Origin of the sequence: Micromonospora sp. CNB394 (genome assembly GCF_000374985.1) — a bacterium.
GTDB lineage: Bacteria > Actinomycetota > Actinomycetes > Mycobacteriales > Micromonosporaceae > Micromonospora > Micromonospora marina.
In genome coordinates, this window is the sequence record NZ_KB895830.1 from 77,562 (window position 1) to 92,086 (window position 14,525).

Genomic DNA, 14,525 nt, shown 5'->3' on the forward strand with positions numbered 1-14,525 from the left:
TAGGTTCTCGGCATGTCTCCGCTGATGGTCGGCTTCGACCTCGACATGACTCTGGTCGACTCCCGCCCCGGGATCGCCGCCGCGTTCCGGGCGCTCACCGCGCGTACGGGCGTGCACGTGGACGGGGACCTGGCCGTCTCCCGGCTGGGTCCGCCGCTGCGCACCGAGCTGGCGCACTGGTTCCCGCCGGAGCGGATCGAGGAGGCGGTGACGCTGTACCGCGAGCTGTATCCGGCGTACGCGATCACTCCGACCGTGCCGATGCCCGGTGCGGTGGCCGCGTTGCGCGCGGTGCAGGCGCGCGGCGGCCGGACGATGGTGGTGACGGCGAAGATCGGCCGGTTGGCGAAGCTGCACCTGGACCACCTCGGGTTACCGGTGGACGAGTTGGCCGGGGACGTGTTCGCCGAGCAGAAGGCGGTCGCGTTGCGCGAGCACGGCGCCACGCTGTACGTGGGCGACCACGTGGCCGACATGGCTGCCGCGCGAGCCGCGGGAATCCCGGGTGTGGCAGTGGCGACCGGCCCGTGTCCGGCCGGCGAACTGACCGAGGCCGGGGCGTACCTGGTGCTCGATGATCTCGTCGAATTCCCGGCGGCGCTGGAGCGGATCATCGGGCTAGCCTTGGGTGGGTAGACGGTTCGAGTGGAGCGGGGTTCAACAGGTGCCGACGGGTCGAGTGAAGTGGTACGACGCCGCCAAGGGGTACGGGTTCGTCACCAGTGACGAGGGTGGCGACGTGTTCCTGCCGAAGGGCGCGCTGCCGGCGGGTGTCGCCGACCTGAAGGGTGGTCAGCGGGTCGATTTCAGCGTGGTCGACAGCCGGCGGGGCGCCCAGGCGATGGGAGTCAAGCTGCTGGAGGCACCGCCGTCGGTGGCGGAGCTGCGCCGCCGGCCGGCCGAGGAACTCCACGGCCTGGTGGAAGACATGATCAAGGTGCTGGAGGCGAAGGTCCAGCCGGACCTGCGCCGTGGGCGCTTCCCGGATCGGAAGACCGCCCAGAAGATCGCTCAGCTGGTCCACGCGGTGGCGCGCGAGCTGGAGGTCTGAGGGACGAGCCCGGCGTCGGCGGCCCGGCCCAGCAGCGCCTCCACGGCGGCGAAGCCGGCCTCTCCCAGGTCGGCGGTGAACTCGTTGACGTAGAGGCCGATGTGCCGGTCCACCACGTCGGGCTCCATCTCCTGCGCGTGCGCGAGGACGTACTCGCGGCTGGCAGCCGGGTCGGCCCACGCCTGGCGTACCGACTCACGGACCCAGGCGGTGGCCTCGGCCGGGTCGACAGCGCCCCGGCGGGCCAGGATCGCGCCGAGCGGGATCGGCAGCCCGGTGTCGCCCTCCCACCACTCGCCCAGGTCGACCAGTGCGGTCAGGCCGTGCCGCGGATAGGTGAAGCGCGCCTCGTGGATGACCAGGCCCGCGTCGTACCGGCCGGCGGCCACGCCCGGCATGATCTCGTGGAACGGCACCACCTCGATCCGCGCCGGGGCCTGGCCGGCCGTCCAGAGGCGGAAAAGCAGGTACGCGGTGGTCCGCTCGCCGGGCACCGCCACCGTCGCGCCGGACAGGTCGGTCCGGTCACCTCGGGTCAGCACCAGTGGGCCGCAGCCCCGGCCGAGCGCGCCGCCGCAGGGCAGCAGGTGGTAGTCGTCGAGCAGCCAGGGCAGCGCCGCGTAACTGACCTTCACCAGATCGAACGCCCCCCGCTCGGCGGCGGTGTTCGTGACGTCGACGTCCGCGTAGGTCACCTCGACCGGCGGCGCGCCCGGCACCCGGCCGTGCACCAGGGCGTCGAAGACGAACGTGTCGTTGGGACAGGGCGAGATCGCCAGGGAGAGCGCCACGGTCCCACCGTAACCCCGGTGTCCGGCGCGTCCGTCACCCCGGCCGGTGTGACGTCCAGCCGTTCCGGTGCAGCCGATCGATGCCGTCCAGCAGCAGGTCCAGCGCGAACTCGAACTCGAACTGGTCGTCGCAGCCCGGCCCGACCACCGAGTCGCCGTCGTGGGACGCGGCGGTGGCGATCGCCGCGAGGTGCGGGAACCGGGCGGCCGCCTCCGGCGGCAGGTCGGCCGGGGCCTCGGGCACTGTCGCGCCGGAGCGCCCGGCCTGCCGGGAGGCGTCGAACAGTTCCTGGCTGAAGCCCAGCACCCGGCTGCCCAGCGCGTGCATCACGTGGTGGGCGAGGTCGGTGGAGAACCCGCTCGACCGCAACGCGCCGACCGTGGAGTCGAGGTACGCGAGGACGGCCGGTGTGGCGGTGGTCCGGGACTCGATCGCCAGCGACGCCCAGGGGTGGCGGAGCAGCATCCGTCGCGCGGACAGGACGCGCCGGCGGACCGCCTGCTTCCAGTCGCCGGCCACGGGTGGGTCGATCTCCGCGACGACGATGTCGATCATGCCGGCGAGCAGTTCGTCCTTGTTGGCGACGTGCTTGTAGAGGGCCATCGGTACGACGCCCAGTTCCTGCGCGAGGTTGCGCATGCTGAGCGACTCGATCCCGGTCCGGTCGGCGAGCGCGACGGCGGTACGCAGGACCCGGTCCCTGGTCAGGGGTGCCCGGCGTGCCGTCTCCACCTGCTCAGCCATGTCGTCAGCAGTCCTCCCGTCGGCCGTTGACACAGTAACCGTCTTGACTGGTGTACGGCGTACACCTAACCTGGTTCCCATCGGGGTGTACGCCGTACACCTGGGAGGGAGTGGGACATGAAGGCGATCGTCCAGGACCGGTACGGCCCCCCGGAGACACTCACGCTCGCCGACGTCGAGCCGCCCGAGCCCGGCCCCGGCGATGTCCTCGTCCGGGTCGAGGCCGCCGCGTTGAACGCGTACGACTGGCACGTCATGCGCGGCGACCCGCGGGTGTCGCGGCTGGCGCTCGGCCTCGGGCGGCCCCGGGCGCGCGTCCGTGGCCGCGACTTCGCCGGCCGGGTCGAGGCCGTCGGCGCCCAGGTGCGGCAGATACGCCCCGGCGACGCCGTCTTCGGTGACCTCGGCGAGGCCGACGGGGCGTTCGCCGAGTACGTACGCGTGCCCGAGCACCTGGTCGCGCCGCGGCCGGCGAACCTGACACCGGCGCAGGCGGCGGCCCTGCCGCTGGCAGGCGTCACCGCGCTCCAGGGGCTGCGCGACGCCGGGCAGGTCCGGCCCGGCCACCGCGTCCTGGTCAACGGGGCCTCCGGCGGCGTCGGCACGCTCGCCGTCCAGCTCGCGAAGGCGCTCGGCGCGACGGTGACCGGCGTGTGCAGCACCCGCAACGTCGCGCTGGTCCGCTCGCTCGGCGCCGACCACGTGGTCGACTACACCCGCGACGACTTCAGCCGCGACGGACGCCGCCACGACGTGGTGTTCGACCTGGTCGGCAACCGCTCCCTCACCGCGTTGCGGCGGGCGCTGACGCCGGCCGGGACGCTCGTGCTCTCCGGCGGCGGCGTCTACCGTGGCGGCAGCCTGCTCGGCCCGATCGGGCTGCTGGCGCGAGGGCGGCTGCTCGCGCCGTTCGTCCGGCAGCGCGTCGTCGTCCTCGCCACGTCACCCGGCCGGGCACACCTCGACGTGCTGCGCGAGCATGCCGAGGCCCGCCGTCTCACCCCGGTCGTCGACCGGACGTATGCGCTGCACGAGGTGCCCGAGGCCGTCCGCCACCTCGAGACCGGGCACGCGCGGGCCAAGGTCGTCGTCACGATCTGACCCCGCCGTTCCCAGGCCAGCCGGTTGTCCACAGGGTTGTCCACAGGTGGACAAGATTAGTGGAGGGCGGCTGCGACGGCGGTGAGCGCGGCGAACGCCTCCCGCATCCGCCACGCGCTCCGGTCACGCGGCCCGATCGGGTTGGAGACCGTCCGCAGTTCGGCGAAGGGCACACCGGCCTGGGCGGCGGCGACCGCCACGCCGTACCCCTCCATGGCCTCGGCCACCGCGTCCGGGTGCCGTTCGGCCAGCGCCGCGGTGCTCGCGGCGGTGCCGGTCACCGTGCTGACGGTGAGTACCGTGCCGACGGTGGCTCCCGGCAACGCGGCGTGCAGGCGGGCCAGCAGGCCCGGATCGGCGAGCACGGTCCGGCCGCCGCCCAGCAGCTCGGGAGGCATGCCCAGGTCCTCGACCGGGATGAAACCGCCCGGTGACTCGGCACCGAGGTCGGCGGCGACGCTGCGTTCGGCGAGCACCGTGCCGCCCACCGTGACCCGGCCGACGAAACCTCCGGCGATGCCGGCGCTGACCACGGCCCGGTACGGCCGCCCGGCCGCCTCGGCCAGCGCCAGCAGCCGTGCCGTGGCGGCCCCCGCGACCGCCGGGCCGACCCCGACCGCAAGCACCGTCACGTCCGGCGGTGCTGTCCCGTCCGGCGGCGCCGGTGCGGCTGATGCGGTGAGGCCGGCACGGATCGCCTCGGCCTCGGCGGGCACCGCCGTGACCACGAGCAGCCCGGTCACGCCACCGGCCCCCGGGGATCGCGCCGTTCCTTGTCCTCCACCGTGCCCGGTCCGCCGACCGAGGAGGACGGCCGGTAGATGTGGAAGCCGGGCGGTGCCAGCCCGTCGTCGTCTTCCGCCGTGCCGGAGCGCTGGGGCGCCGGTGACGTGGGCGCCGGATCGTCGAACGAGGTCGCGGCCGGCTCCTCGGCGCGGGTGGCCTGCTCCGCCACCAGCTCCTCGTCGCCGAGCGGCCGGCCGACCAGGTGCTCACCGCGCAGCTTGCCGGCGACCAGCACGCCGCGTACGGCCACCAGCGCGGCCACCGCGGCGGCGACCGTCACGCCGATCAGGCCGGTGAACGGCACTAGACCCAGCCCGCCCCCGGCCACGAACGCGAGCATCAGCGCGGTCTCCGAGTGCGCGAACGAGCTGGCGCGCAGCCGCTCCGGGATGCGTTCCTGGATCGAGGCGTCCACCGCCAGCTTGGCGATCCCGCTCATCATCGCCGCCACCAGGCAGAGCAGCGCCACCATGGGCAGCGAGAACTTCAGCGCGGCGAGCACCGCCACACCGGCCACCACGATCGTGCCGCTGGACTGGAGCGCTGTCGGCCGGTGGATGCGCAGACGGGTGCCCAGCGCGGTGGCCAGGAACGTGCCGACCGCCAGCGCGCCGCCGACCAGGCCCAGCGCGCCCTGGCCGCCGAGGTCGCGGCCGAAGAAGTCGGTGGTCAGGTCACCGGCCTTGATCGCGAAGGCCAGGAACAGCAGCAGGAAGCCGTAGAGCCCGCGCAGCGCCGCCGCGCCGATCAGCGTGGCGATCACCAGGCGGCCGCTGGGGCGGCCCCGGCCCAGCGGGCGCTCGCCGTCGCGGCGGCGCATCACACGCAACGGGTGCGGCATCCGCTCCGGCGGTTCGGAGTCGGCCTTCGGCGGCAGCCGGAGCGAGATCACCATGCCGATCAGGAAGATCACCGAGGCGACCCGCAGCGGCCACTGCGGCCCGAACCAGAACGCGGCCAGCCCGATCGGCGCGACGAGCGCGCCGGCCACCGTGCCGTAGACGCTGGCGCGTGCTCCGACCTGGGACAGCCCCAGCCCTTCGGGGAGCAGCCGGGGGACCGCCGCCGAGCGGGCCACCCCGTACGCCCGGGAGAGCGCGAGCACCCCGAACGCCGCCGGGTAGAGCCCGAACCCGCCGATGTAGTCGGAGATCATCCAGGCCAGGAACGCCCGGCCGAGCATGGTGGTGGCCAGCGCGTACCGCCGGCCGTGGCGGAAGTGGTCGAGCAGCGGGCCGACCACCGGGGCGAGCATGGCGAACGGGACCATGGTCACCAGCAGGTAGAGGGCGACCTTGTTGCGCGCCTCGCCCAGCGGCACGTCGAAGAAGATCGTCCCGGCCAGGCCGATCGCGATGAGCGTGTCACCGGCGCAGGAGAGCGCATGCAGGTCGAACAGGCGGACCATGCCCACCTCGTTGCCGGCACTGCGGGCCCGGGCCGTGCCGGCACGCCGGGTCATCCAGCGTCCGCCGTGCACCGAGCCCCGCAGCAGCAGCCGGGTGGCGCGGATGCCGGTGCCGACGGTCCGCCCGAGGAAGGAGCGGCCGGAGCGGGAGGACAGCGCCATGCGTCCCATCCTCGCCCATCCGCTCCGCGTGTGCCGCATCACCCGGAGAGAATGACTCCGGGGAGTGCCTGTCGCCCGTGGACGGGCATGGGGAACAATGGTCGGGTGACCAGGCCCGCCTCCGCCCGCGCTCCCCGGCTCGACCAGGTCTGCGCCGCCGCCGTCGAGGTGGCCCGCGACGCGATCACCGAGGTGGAGCCCACCGACATCGGCGATCATCTCCAGGCGGTCGCCGAGGGCGACCGGGTCGTCACCCACTACTTCGAATGCCGGCTGTCCGGTTACCGCGGCTGGCGCTGGGCCGTCACGGTGACCCGGGTGCCGCGCAGCCGGCACGTCACCGTCTGCGAGACGGTGCTGCTGCCCGGTCCGGACGCGCTGCTCGCTCCGGGCTGGCTGCCCTGGCAGGAGCGGCTCAAGCCGGGCGACCTGGGCCCGGGCGACCTGCTGCCCACCCCGGCCGACGACGAGCGACTCGCCCCCGGATACCTGCTCTCCGACGACCCGGCCGTGGAGGAGACCGCCTGGGAGCTGGGCCTGGGCCGGGCCCGGGTGCTGTCCCGGGAGGGCCGCGCCGAGGCCGCCCAGCGCTGGTACGACGGCGACCACGGCCCGGACGCCGCGATCTCGGCCGCCGCCCCGGCCGCCGCCCGCTGCGGCACCTGCGGTTTCTACCTGCCGCTCGCCGGTTCGCTGCGCCTGGCGTTCGGCGCCTGCGGTAACTTCTACGCCCCTGACGACGGCCGGGTGGTGAGCGCCGACCACGGGTGCGGCGCGCACTCGGAGACGCTGATCGAGTCGGCCGAGACGCCCGTCGACGAACTGCCGACCGTCTACGACGACAGCGCGGTCGAGGCCATGACCGTCAGCCGGGCTCCGGGCTCCGTGGAGGCGGCCGAGCCGGCGGAGCCGTACGGCCACCCCTGACGGGTCAGCGTGCTCGCTGCGCGGCGGTCGCGCGCCGGCGCCGCCGGTTGGCGTCGTGCCGCATCATCACCGCCAGGCCGGGAAAGCCCCACAGGAAACCGGCCAGGCAGGTCCAGAGCCAGTTCTGACGCCCGGACTCGGTGAGCCAGTCCCGGAAGAAGATCAGCAGCACCAGGCCCGCCACCGCCCAGGCGATCAACCCGGCGACGGCGAACGGCACCATCGGCGGGTCGAGCGGCTCCGGCCGCGGCTGCTGCTCCTGTGGCACCGGCCCAGCGTACGTGATCGTTCTTCCCTGCCTGCCACGTGATCTGGGACGATGCGCGCGACAAACCTGGCCGATGACCTAGATGAGGAACCGATGTCCATTGCTCCGCCGCCGGATCACGGCACACCGCCCGATCCCGCGCATCCACGAAACGCCTTCGACCGCTTCTTCCTGATCTCGGCGCGCGGGTCGACGCTGAGCCGGGAGCTGCGGGGCGGCTTCGCCACGTTCTTCACGATGGCGTACATCGTGGTGTTGAACCCGCTGATCCTGGGCAGCGGAAAGGACGGCGACGGCCGTTCGCTGGCCATTCCGGCGCTCGCCGCGGCGACCGCGCTCGTCGCCGGTCTGATGACCATCCTGATGGGCGTGGTGGCCCGGTTCCCGATCGCGCTCGCGGCCGGCCTGGGCGTGAACGCGCTCGTCGCGTACGAGATCGCGCCGCAGATGACCTGGGCGGACGCGATGGGCCTGGTGGTCATCGAGGGTGTGCTGATCGGCATCCTGGTGCTCACCGGTCTGCGCACCGCGGTGTTCCGCTCGGTGCCGACGCAGCTCAAGACCGCGATCGGTGTCGGCATCGGTCTGTTCCTGACCATCATCGGCCTGGTCGACGCCGGTTTCGTCCGGCGCGTGCCGGACGCCGCGAACTCCACAGTGCCGGTCGGGCTGGGCATCAACGGCAAGATCGTCAGTTGGCCGATGCTCGTCTTCGTGGTCGGCCTGCTGATCACCCTGGTCCTGGTGGTACGCCGGGTCCGGGGCGCGATCCTGATCGGCATCCTGGCCTCCACCGTGCTGGCCATCGTGGTCGAGGCGATCGCCAACGTCGGCCCGTCCTTCGTCGACGGCAAGCCGAACCCGAAGGGCTGGGCGCTGAACGTGCCCGAGCTGCCCAAGCAGATCGTCGATCTGCCCGACCTGTCGCTGCTGGGCCAGTTCAACGTGCTGAACTCGTGGAGCCGGGTCGGCTGGCTGGTCCCGCTGATGTTCATCTTCACGCTGCTGATCACGGACTTCTTCGACACCATGGGCACGATGGTCGCGATCGGCCAGGAAGGGGACATGCTCGACGAGACGGGCACCCCGCCGAAGGCCAAGGAGATCCTGCTCGTCGACTCGATCGCCGCCGCCGCGGGTGGCGCGGCCTCGGTGTCCAGCAACACGTCGTACATCGAGAGTGCCGCGGGTGTCGCGGAGGGTGCCCGGACCGGCGTGGCCAACCTGGTCACCGGCGCGTTGTTCCTGCTCGCCATGTTCCTGGCGCCGCTGTCGCTGATCGTGCCGTTCGAGGCCGCGTCGACGGCGCTGGTGGTGGTCGGCTTCCTGATGATGACGGCGGTCCGCACGATCGACTGGACCGACTACGAGATCGCCATCCCGGCTTTCCTCACCATCGCGCTGATGCCGTTCACCTACTCGATCTCGAACGGCATCGGGGCCGGCGTGATCAGTTTCGTGCTGCTGAAGGTGGCTATGGGTAAGGCCCGAGAGGTCCACCCGCTCCTGTACGGGGTCGCCGCGTTGTTCATCGTGTACTTCCTGCGCGGGCCGGTCGAGTCCGTGTTGCTCTGACGCTGGTGAGCCTGGTCATAACGCATGTCGTTAGCCAGGCTCATTAGTTAAGCTAACTAGTGTGACGGAGCGGACGGTGACGGCGAAACGCGTGCCACCGGCGCAGCTGGCTCCTCAGCTGCGGGATGCGATCACCCGGCTCAACCGGCGGGTCCGACAGGCCCGGCCGGTCGGCGACCTCACGGTCACCCAGCTGTCGGCGCTCACCAGCCTCAAACTGGCGGGCGCCCTCACGCCACGGGAACTGGCCGATGTCGAACGGGTGCAGCCGCCCACGATGACGAAGATCGTCGCGAAGTTGGAGGAACGCGGCCTCGTGCAGCGGACCCCCCATCCGACCGACGGACGGCAGGTCATCCTGGCGGCGACCGAAGGGGGACGGACCGTACTCGACCAGTTCGAGCGGGTCCGTGACGAGTGGCTGGCCACCCGGCTGGCCGCGCTGACCGAGGAGGAACGCGAAACGCTACGGCGTGCTGCGGACATCCTCGAGGGCATCGCTCGCGCCTGACACCGCCGCCCGCGGTTCGCCTCGTCATCTGTGGATGAAGCGTACCGACGCGAGGAGGCGCACCTAGAGTGCAGGCCAAGCTGAGCACGATGTTCCAGTCCCTACGAGTCCGTAACTACCGACTCTTCGCCACCGGGCAGCTGATCAAACTGATCGGTGTCTGGATGATGTTCATCGCCCAGGACTGGCTCGTCCTCGAGCTCAGCGACAACTCCGCGACCGCGCTCGGCGTGGTCACCGCGTTGCAGTTCACCCCCGTACTCCTGCTCACGCTGCTGTCCGGCCGGCTCGCCGACCGCTACGACAAGCGGATGCTGCTCTTCGTCGCCAACGCGTTCTGGACCGTGCTGGCGCTCGCCATGAGCGTCCTGGTCCTCACCGGCCTGGTGCAGCTCTGGCACGTCTTCACCTTCGCCGCCCTGCTCGGTGTCGCGAACGCGGTCGAGACGCCGGTCCGCCAGGCGTTCGTGTCCGAGCTGGTCGGCATGCCGCTGCTGCCGAACGCGCTCTCGCTCAACGCGGCCGTGTTCAACTCCGCCCGGATCGTCGGCCCCGCCGTCGCCGGCCTGGCCATCGCCGCCGTCGACGTCGGCCCGGTCTTCCTGGTCACCGCGCTCAGCTCGATCGCCCCGCTGGTCAACGTGGTCCGGATGCGAACCGACGAGCTGCACCGCAAGGAGCTGCCGCCGGTCGGCGAGCGGGACCAGGCCCGGGTGGTCGACGGCCTGCGGTACGTGGCGCGGCGGCCGGACCTCCTGCTGCCGATGCTCCTCATGTCGGTGATCGGGATGAGCCTGTTCAACTTCCAGCTCACCCTCGCCGCGCTCGCCAAGACCGTGTTCCAGACCGGCGCCGCCTCGTTCGGCCTGTTCAGCACCGCGCTGGCGGTCGGCGCGCTGGTCGGCGCGCTCGCCGGGACCGGCCGGCGCAGCCGGCCCTCGGTGTGGCTGGTGCTCGGCGCGGCGATCGGCTGCGCCAGCTTCGGCACGCTCGTCGGGCTCGCGCCCGCGTACTGGATGGTGGTGTCGCTCCTGCTGCCCACCGGCTTCTTCATGGTCTTCTTCGCCCAGGCCTCCAACCAGCGGGTGCAGCTCGGCGTCGACGCCTCCTTCCGGGGGCGGGTGATGGCGCTGTGGGTGCTGGTGTTCCTGGGCACCAACCCGGTCGGCGCGCCGATCATCGGGTGGGTGGCCGAGCGGTTCGGCGCCGGCGCGAGCATCTGGGCCGGTGGCCTGATCTCGCTGACCGCCGCGCTGCTGGCGCTCGCCTGGCAGCTGCGCCGCTCCGGCGCCCGGCTGCGGCTGCGGGTGCTGCCGATGCCCCGCTTCTACGTGGTCTCGCCCGGCGCAGAGTAACTCCGATCCCGGCCGTGCCGGTCCGATTACCCAAACGGGTGGCGGGCCGGTGCGGCAGGGCTTAGCGTCGATGTGTGGAAGTGGGGCAAGGGCTGCTGCTGGCGCTGGCGATCCTCGCTGTCTGCTGCCTGCCCGCCCTGTTCGCGCTGCTGTTCTGCGCCGACGAGATCATCGACCGGGTCGCCTGTGGGTGGGCCGAGTGGCGGGAGCAGAGCCGGGAACGCCGTACCATCGCCCGGCTCGACCGGGCCATCGAGGCCGAGGCGCTCACCCGCGACATCGACCTCACCGAGTTCGACAAGGACGGCCGCCGCCCGCTGGAACAGCTCGCCACCGACCTGCGCCGGCTCGGCGGCCACCGGCTCGCCGCCGCCGACCGTAGCGTGGTGTGGCACGGCGCGGTCATCGAGGCGTACGACGAACGGCTGCGCGCCGCCTGCCACGCGCTCGGCATCGCCGAACACCTGGCCGAGCTGGACGGCGTCGACCGGGAGATCGAACGGGTACGCGTCGAAGGGCTGCTGCACGCCGCCGGGCTGACCCTGCCGGCCGCCCGCGCCGCGCACCACCAGCGGCACCCCTGACCGGGTGCGCCTCTTCGCGGCGATCTACCCCCCTGCCGTGGCGGTCGCGGACCTGACCGCCCGGATCAAGGGCCTGCGGGTCGCCGCCGCCCGCCACGCCCGGCTCGCCGACCCGGCGAATCTGCACCTCACGCTCGCCTTCCTCGGCGAGGTGCCGGACGGCCGGCTTCCCGATGTGGAGCACGCGCTCGCCTCGGCCGCCCGGACCGCTCGTGCCCCGCTGCTGCGCCTCGCCGGTGGCGGCAGCTTCGGTCCGGGCCGGTCCACGGTGCTCTGGGCCGACGTGCGCGGCGAGGTCGATGCGCTCGACGCGCTCGCCCGGTCGATCCGCGGCGGGCTGCGCGAGGCCGGGCTGCCCTGCAACGACAAGCCGTTCCGCGCGCACCTGACCATCGCCCGCCCCGGCGACCGGGTGCCCGAGGCCGACATCCGCTCGGACGTGCACACGCTGCACGACTACGCCGGGCCGCAGTGGACGGCCGGCGAGTTGCTCCTGGTACGCAGCCACCTGGGCGGTACGCCGCGCCACACCCGCATCGCCGCCTGGCGGCTGGCTGGGCGTTAAGAAGGGGCCCTTCCTTACACCTTGTCGACGAGCCAGGGTGGAGCGATGGCTCAGGATGATTCGCGGGCCGCCGGGCCGGTGCCGAACAGCACGTCGTCCCAGCTCGGCAGCCGCTTGCGCGGCTTGCCACCGGACTCGGCGGACTCGGCGGCCGCACCGCCGGTCGCCGCCGCCGGGCCGGTGCGGCGGGGCCGCAGCACGGCCAGCGAGGGTACGGCCGGGATCTCCTTCGGCGCGTCCGAGTCGTCGTCGAAGGCCGAACCCTGCCCACCACCGAGCAGCGCGGCGGCACCACCGGCGACGGCCCGCTGACGGGGCGCGTCCTGCGCGGCCGGGGAACGGGTGTCGAGACCACGCCCGGACGCGCCGCCGAGCGGACGGTCCAGTGAGGCGAGCAGCGCGTCCCGGCCGGCGCGGATCGGGTCACGCCCCGGACGGGCGTGCTCGGCCGCGGCCGGCAGGCCGTGCCCACCCCGGCTCGGCTCGCCGCGTGACGGACCGGGCAGCGCGTGGCCGCCCCGCTCCGGCGCCGGCTCCTGGCCGAGGATCGGCGTGGGCCGCTCGGCGCAGAGGTATTGCGCCATGTCGTCGTGCGGGGCGACGTGCTGCCGGGTCTTGTCCAGATCCCACACCGCCTGGGCGGTGGCCTTGCCGGACGGCCAGGTCGCGATGATCCGCCAGGTGCCGTCGTCGCGGCGGTAGGCGTCCCACGAGATCTTCTCGGTGTCGATGCCGTGCTGGGCCAGCCGGCCGTTGACGACCTCGGCCAGCGGGGTCGGCCGCTCCGCGCCCTTGAGCCGGGTGCGGCGGGCGTGCTGGGCGAGCATGGCCCGCTCCTGAAGCACCGGCCCGGCGTAGCGCAACACCCGGTCGACCGGCACTCCGGCGATGCGGGCGACGTCCTCCGCGGACTCGCCGGAGCGGATCCGGGCCTGAATGTCCCGTGGGGACAGCGACGGCGTCGGGTCGGTGGCGCTCGGCACCACCGCGAGCGGCGGGGTGCCGGGCTCGGCGTGCAGCGCTGACGCGATCCGCTCGTCGATGGGCAGCGCCAGCAGGCGCCCCACCTCGTCGGCGAGCACCAAGGCCTGGCCGTCCTCGGAGAGGGCGACGAAGCGTACTGGGCGCATGGGCTTGCCTCCGTCCCGCTTCGCTGGCCGTCACGCCACGGGAGCCGGCCACCCGGGCGTCTCGCACCACCGTACGCTCATCTACCCGCCGATGGGGACTGCGACACCCCGGCATGTCGTGACTGAGCTGCGGTAATGATCACGGTGGGTGGCCGCCGGAGCCCCGACGGCCACGCACCGTGACCACGTGATCAGAGTCGCTCGACCACGTAGTCGATGGACGCGGTGAGCGCCTCGACGTCGGCCGGCTCGACGGCCGGGAACAGCGCCATCCGCAGCTGGTTGCGGCCCAGCTTGCGGTACGGCTCGGTGTCGACGATGCCGTTGGCGCGCAGCGCCTTGGCGATCGCCGTGGCGTCCACCCCGTCGGCGAAGTCGACGGTGGCGACCACGTTGGACCGCAGCGCCGGGTCCGACACGAACGGCGTGGCGAACGACGAGCGCTCGGCCCAGCCGTACACGATGCCGGCGCTCTCGGCGGTGCGCTTGGCCGCCCAGGCCAGCCCGCCCTGGGAGTTCATCCAGTCGGTCTGCTCGGCGGCCAGGAAGATGGTCGCCAGCGCCGGGGTGTTGTACGTCTGCTCCAGCCGCGAGTTGTCGATCGCGGTGACCAGGTCGAGGAAGGCCGGGATGTAGCGGCCCGACTCCTTGACCTCGGTCGCCCGGGCCAGCGCGGCCGGCGACATCAGGGCCAGCCAGAGCCCGCCGTCGGAGCCGAAGCACTTCTGCGGGGCGAAGTAGTAGACATCGGTCTGGGCGACGTCCACGTCCAGCCCGCCCGCCCCGGAGGTGGCGTCGACCAGCAGCAGCGAGCCCTCGTCGGCGCCCGCCACCCGGCTGATCGGCACCGCGACGCCGGTGGAGGTCTCGTTGTGCGGGGTGGCGTAGACGTCCACGCCGGCCTCGGCCACGAGCGCCGGGGCGCTGCCCGCGTCGGACTTGCGCACTGTCGGCTCACCGAGGAACGGCGCGTCGGAGACCGACTTGGCGAACTTGGCGCCGAACTCGCCGAAGCTGGCGAACTGGGCCCGGTCGCGGATCAGGCCGAATGTGGCGACCTCCCAGAACGCGGTGGTGCCGCCGTTGCCGAGCACCACCTCGTACCCCTCGGGCAGGGAGAAGAACTCGGCCAGGCCGCGGCGCAGCCGGGCCACCTGGTCGCGGACCGTCTTCTGCCGGTGCGACGTGCCCAGGTAACTGGTGGCGACGTCGGAGAGGGCGGAGACCGCGGCCGGACGGACCTTGGACGGGCCGCAGCCGAAACGTCCGTCGGCGGGCTTGAGGTCGTCGGGAATCCGGATGGTCGGTGCGTCAGCCACGGTTCTCAAGATCCTTCCGCATGGGCGAGGGCGGGCCCTTCGTGCGGGTTCGGACCGGTGGCCGGGCGTGCGCCGGGCGCACGAGGCGGCCGGGGTCCGAGCCCGGCCGGCAGCGCTGCCGGCCTTCATCCTCGCACCCGGGCGGGCCGGACCGGCGGCTGGTCCCACGGTCGGCGCTGAGTCGTGCGCCACAGCGGCGCGGCACCTCGTGGGCACGGAGGCGGGCGTTAAGAAGGGGCCCCGCCTC

Annotated in this window: 16 protein-coding genes; 9 read left to right on the forward strand and 7 right to left on the reverse strand. The window is 73.0% G+C overall.

Annotation, left to right across the window (positions count from 1 at the left end):
• Positions 1-12: 12 nt before the first annotated feature.
• Together C569_RS0110265 and C569_RS0110270 are read left to right on the forward strand one after the other, a co-directional pair.
• Positions 13-636, forward strand: coding sequence for an HAD family hydrolase (locus tag C569_RS0110265; protein WP_018785696.1), 624 nt, complete (start codon positions 13-15; stop codon positions 634-636).
• Positions 637-664: 28 nt separating this feature from the next.
• Positions 665-1,051 carry a cold-shock protein gene (locus C569_RS0110270; RefSeq protein WP_026267952.1) on the forward strand — a complete coding sequence of 129 codons (387 nt, stop codon included), beginning with the start codon at positions 665-667 and terminating at the stop codon, positions 1,049-1,051.
• Here C569_RS0110270 and C569_RS0110275 read toward each other — a convergent pair.
• Positions 1,012-1,842 carry a 1,4-dihydroxy-6-naphthoate synthase gene (locus tag C569_RS0110275; protein WP_018785697.1) on the reverse strand — a complete coding sequence of 277 codons (831 nt, stop codon included), beginning with the start codon at positions 1,840-1,842 and terminating at the stop codon, positions 1,012-1,014. The genes C569_RS0110270 and C569_RS0110275 overlap by 40 nt on opposite strands.
• Before the next feature lie 34 nt (positions 1,843-1,876).
• The gene (locus C569_RS0110280) at positions 1,877-2,587 is read right to left on the reverse strand and encodes a TetR/AcrR family transcriptional regulator (protein WP_018785698.1); all 711 of its coding nucleotides are present in this window, start codon (positions 2,585-2,587) and stop codon (positions 1,877-1,879) included.
• A gap of 117 nt (positions 2,588-2,704) precedes the next feature.
• Here C569_RS0110280 and C569_RS0110285 point away from each other — a divergent pair, with 117 nt between their 5' ends.
• Positions 2,705-3,688, forward strand: coding sequence for an NAD(P)-dependent alcohol dehydrogenase (locus C569_RS0110285; protein WP_018785699.1), 984 nt, complete (start codon positions 2,705-2,707; stop codon positions 3,686-3,688).
• Positions 3,689-3,744: 56 nt separating this feature from the next.
• On the opposite strand, the gene C569_RS0110290 is transcribed toward C569_RS0110285, so the two are convergent.
• Together C569_RS0110290 and C569_RS0110295 are read right to left on the reverse strand one after the other, a co-directional pair.
• Positions 3,745-4,431, reverse strand: a complete 687-nt coding sequence (locus C569_RS0110290; protein WP_018785700.1) for a futalosine hydrolase — start codon at positions 4,429-4,431, stop codon at positions 3,745-3,747.
• The gene (locus C569_RS0110295) at positions 4,428-6,044 is read right to left on the reverse strand and encodes an MFS transporter (RefSeq protein ID WP_018785701.1); all 1,617 of its coding nucleotides are present in this window, start codon (positions 6,042-6,044) and stop codon (positions 4,428-4,430) included. Before C569_RS0110295 ends, C569_RS0110290 begins: the two co-directional genes overlap by 4 nt.
• Before the next feature lie 87 nt (positions 6,045-6,131).
• Here C569_RS0110295 and C569_RS0110300 point away from each other — a divergent pair, with 87 nt between their 5' ends.
• Positions 6,132-6,971 carry a DUF3027 domain-containing protein gene (locus C569_RS0110300; protein ID WP_026267953.1) on the forward strand — a complete coding sequence of 280 codons (840 nt, stop codon included), beginning with the start codon at positions 6,132-6,134 and terminating at the stop codon, positions 6,969-6,971.
• Positions 6,972-6,975: 4 nt separating this feature from the next.
• Here the strand turns inward: C569_RS0110300 and C569_RS0110305 are convergent, their stop codons facing one another.
• Positions 6,976-7,194 carry a DUF2530 domain-containing protein gene (locus tag C569_RS0110305; protein ID WP_254187972.1) on the reverse strand — a complete coding sequence of 73 codons (219 nt, stop codon included), beginning with the start codon at positions 7,192-7,194 and terminating at the stop codon, positions 6,976-6,978.
• 138 nt (positions 7,195-7,332) lie between these two features.
• On the opposite strand from C569_RS0110305, the gene C569_RS0110310 reads away from it, so the two are divergent.
• From C569_RS0110310 to thpR, 5 genes are all read left to right on the forward strand, one after another.
• The gene (locus tag C569_RS0110310; protein WP_018785704.1) at positions 7,333-8,814 is read left to right on the forward strand and encodes an NCS2 family permease; all 1,482 of its coding nucleotides are present in this window, start codon (positions 7,333-7,335) and stop codon (positions 8,812-8,814) included.
• A gap of 61 nt (positions 8,815-8,875) precedes the next feature.
• Complete coding sequence (locus C569_RS0110315; protein WP_026267955.1) at positions 8,876-9,325, forward strand: MarR family winged helix-turn-helix transcriptional regulator; 450 nt, start codon at positions 8,876-8,878, stop codon at positions 9,323-9,325.
• Positions 9,326-9,393: 68 nt separating this feature from the next.
• The gene (locus C569_RS0110320) at positions 9,394-10,680 is read left to right on the forward strand and encodes an MFS transporter (protein WP_018785706.1); all 1,287 of its coding nucleotides are present in this window, start codon (positions 9,394-9,396) and stop codon (positions 10,678-10,680) included.
• Between the two features lie 74 nt (positions 10,681-10,754).
• The gene (locus tag C569_RS0110325) at positions 10,755-11,264 is read left to right on the forward strand and encodes a hypothetical protein (RefSeq protein WP_026267956.1); all 510 of its coding nucleotides are present in this window, start codon (positions 10,755-10,757) and stop codon (positions 11,262-11,264) included.
• 4 nt (positions 11,265-11,268) lie between these two features.
• Positions 11,269-11,829, forward strand: a complete 561-nt coding sequence (gene thpR, locus C569_RS0110330; protein ID WP_018785708.1) for an RNA 2',3'-cyclic phosphodiesterase — start codon at positions 11,269-11,271, stop codon at positions 11,827-11,829.
• 50 nt (positions 11,830-11,879) lie between these two features.
• Here thpR and sepH read toward each other — a convergent pair whose 3' ends face one another.
• Positions 11,880-12,959 (reverse strand): septation protein SepH, encoded by a 1,080-nt coding sequence (sepH, locus tag C569_RS0110335; protein WP_018785709.1) that lies wholly within the window; start codon positions 12,957-12,959, stop codon positions 11,880-11,882.
• A 191-nt stretch (positions 12,960-13,150) separates the two neighbouring features.
• On the reverse strand, positions 13,151-14,278 hold the full coding sequence (gene serC / locus C569_RS0110340; protein ID WP_018785710.1) for a phosphoserine transaminase: 1,128 nt from the start codon (positions 14,276-14,278) through the stop codon (positions 13,151-13,153).
• Positions 14,279-14,525 lie beyond the last annotated feature (247 nt).

Excerpts from the sequence above, each read along its gene's own strand:
- C569_RS0110310 (WP_018785704.1), top strand. The coding sequence starts at position 7,333 with ATGTCCATTGCTCCGCCGCCGGATCACGGCACACCGCCCGATCCCGCG.
- C569_RS0110305 (WP_254187972.1), bottom strand. The coding sequence starts at position 7,194 with ATGGTGCCGTTCGCCGTCGCCGGGTTGATCGCCTGGGCGGTGGCGGGC.
- C569_RS0110295 (WP_018785701.1), bottom strand. The coding sequence starts at position 6,044 with ATGGCGCTGTCCTCCCGCTCCGGCCGCTCCTTCCTCGGGCGGACCGTC.
- C569_RS0110265 (WP_018785696.1), top strand. The coding sequence starts at position 13 with ATGTCTCCGCTGATGGTCGGCTTCGACCTCGACATGACTCTGGTCGAC.
- C569_RS0110300 (WP_026267953.1), top strand. The coding sequence starts at position 6,132 with ATGGGGAACAATGGTCGGGTGACCAGGCCCGCCTCCGCCCGCGCTCCC.
- C569_RS0110285 (WP_018785699.1), top strand. The coding sequence starts at position 2,705 with ATGAAGGCGATCGTCCAGGACCGGTACGGCCCCCCGGAGACACTCACG.
- C569_RS0110280 (WP_018785698.1), bottom strand. The coding sequence starts at position 2,587 with ATGGCTGAGCAGGTGGAGACGGCACGCCGGGCACCCCTGACCAGGGAC.
- sepH (WP_018785709.1), bottom strand. The coding sequence starts at position 12,959 with ATGCGCCCAGTACGCTTCGTCGCCCTCTCCGAGGACGGCCAGGCCTTG.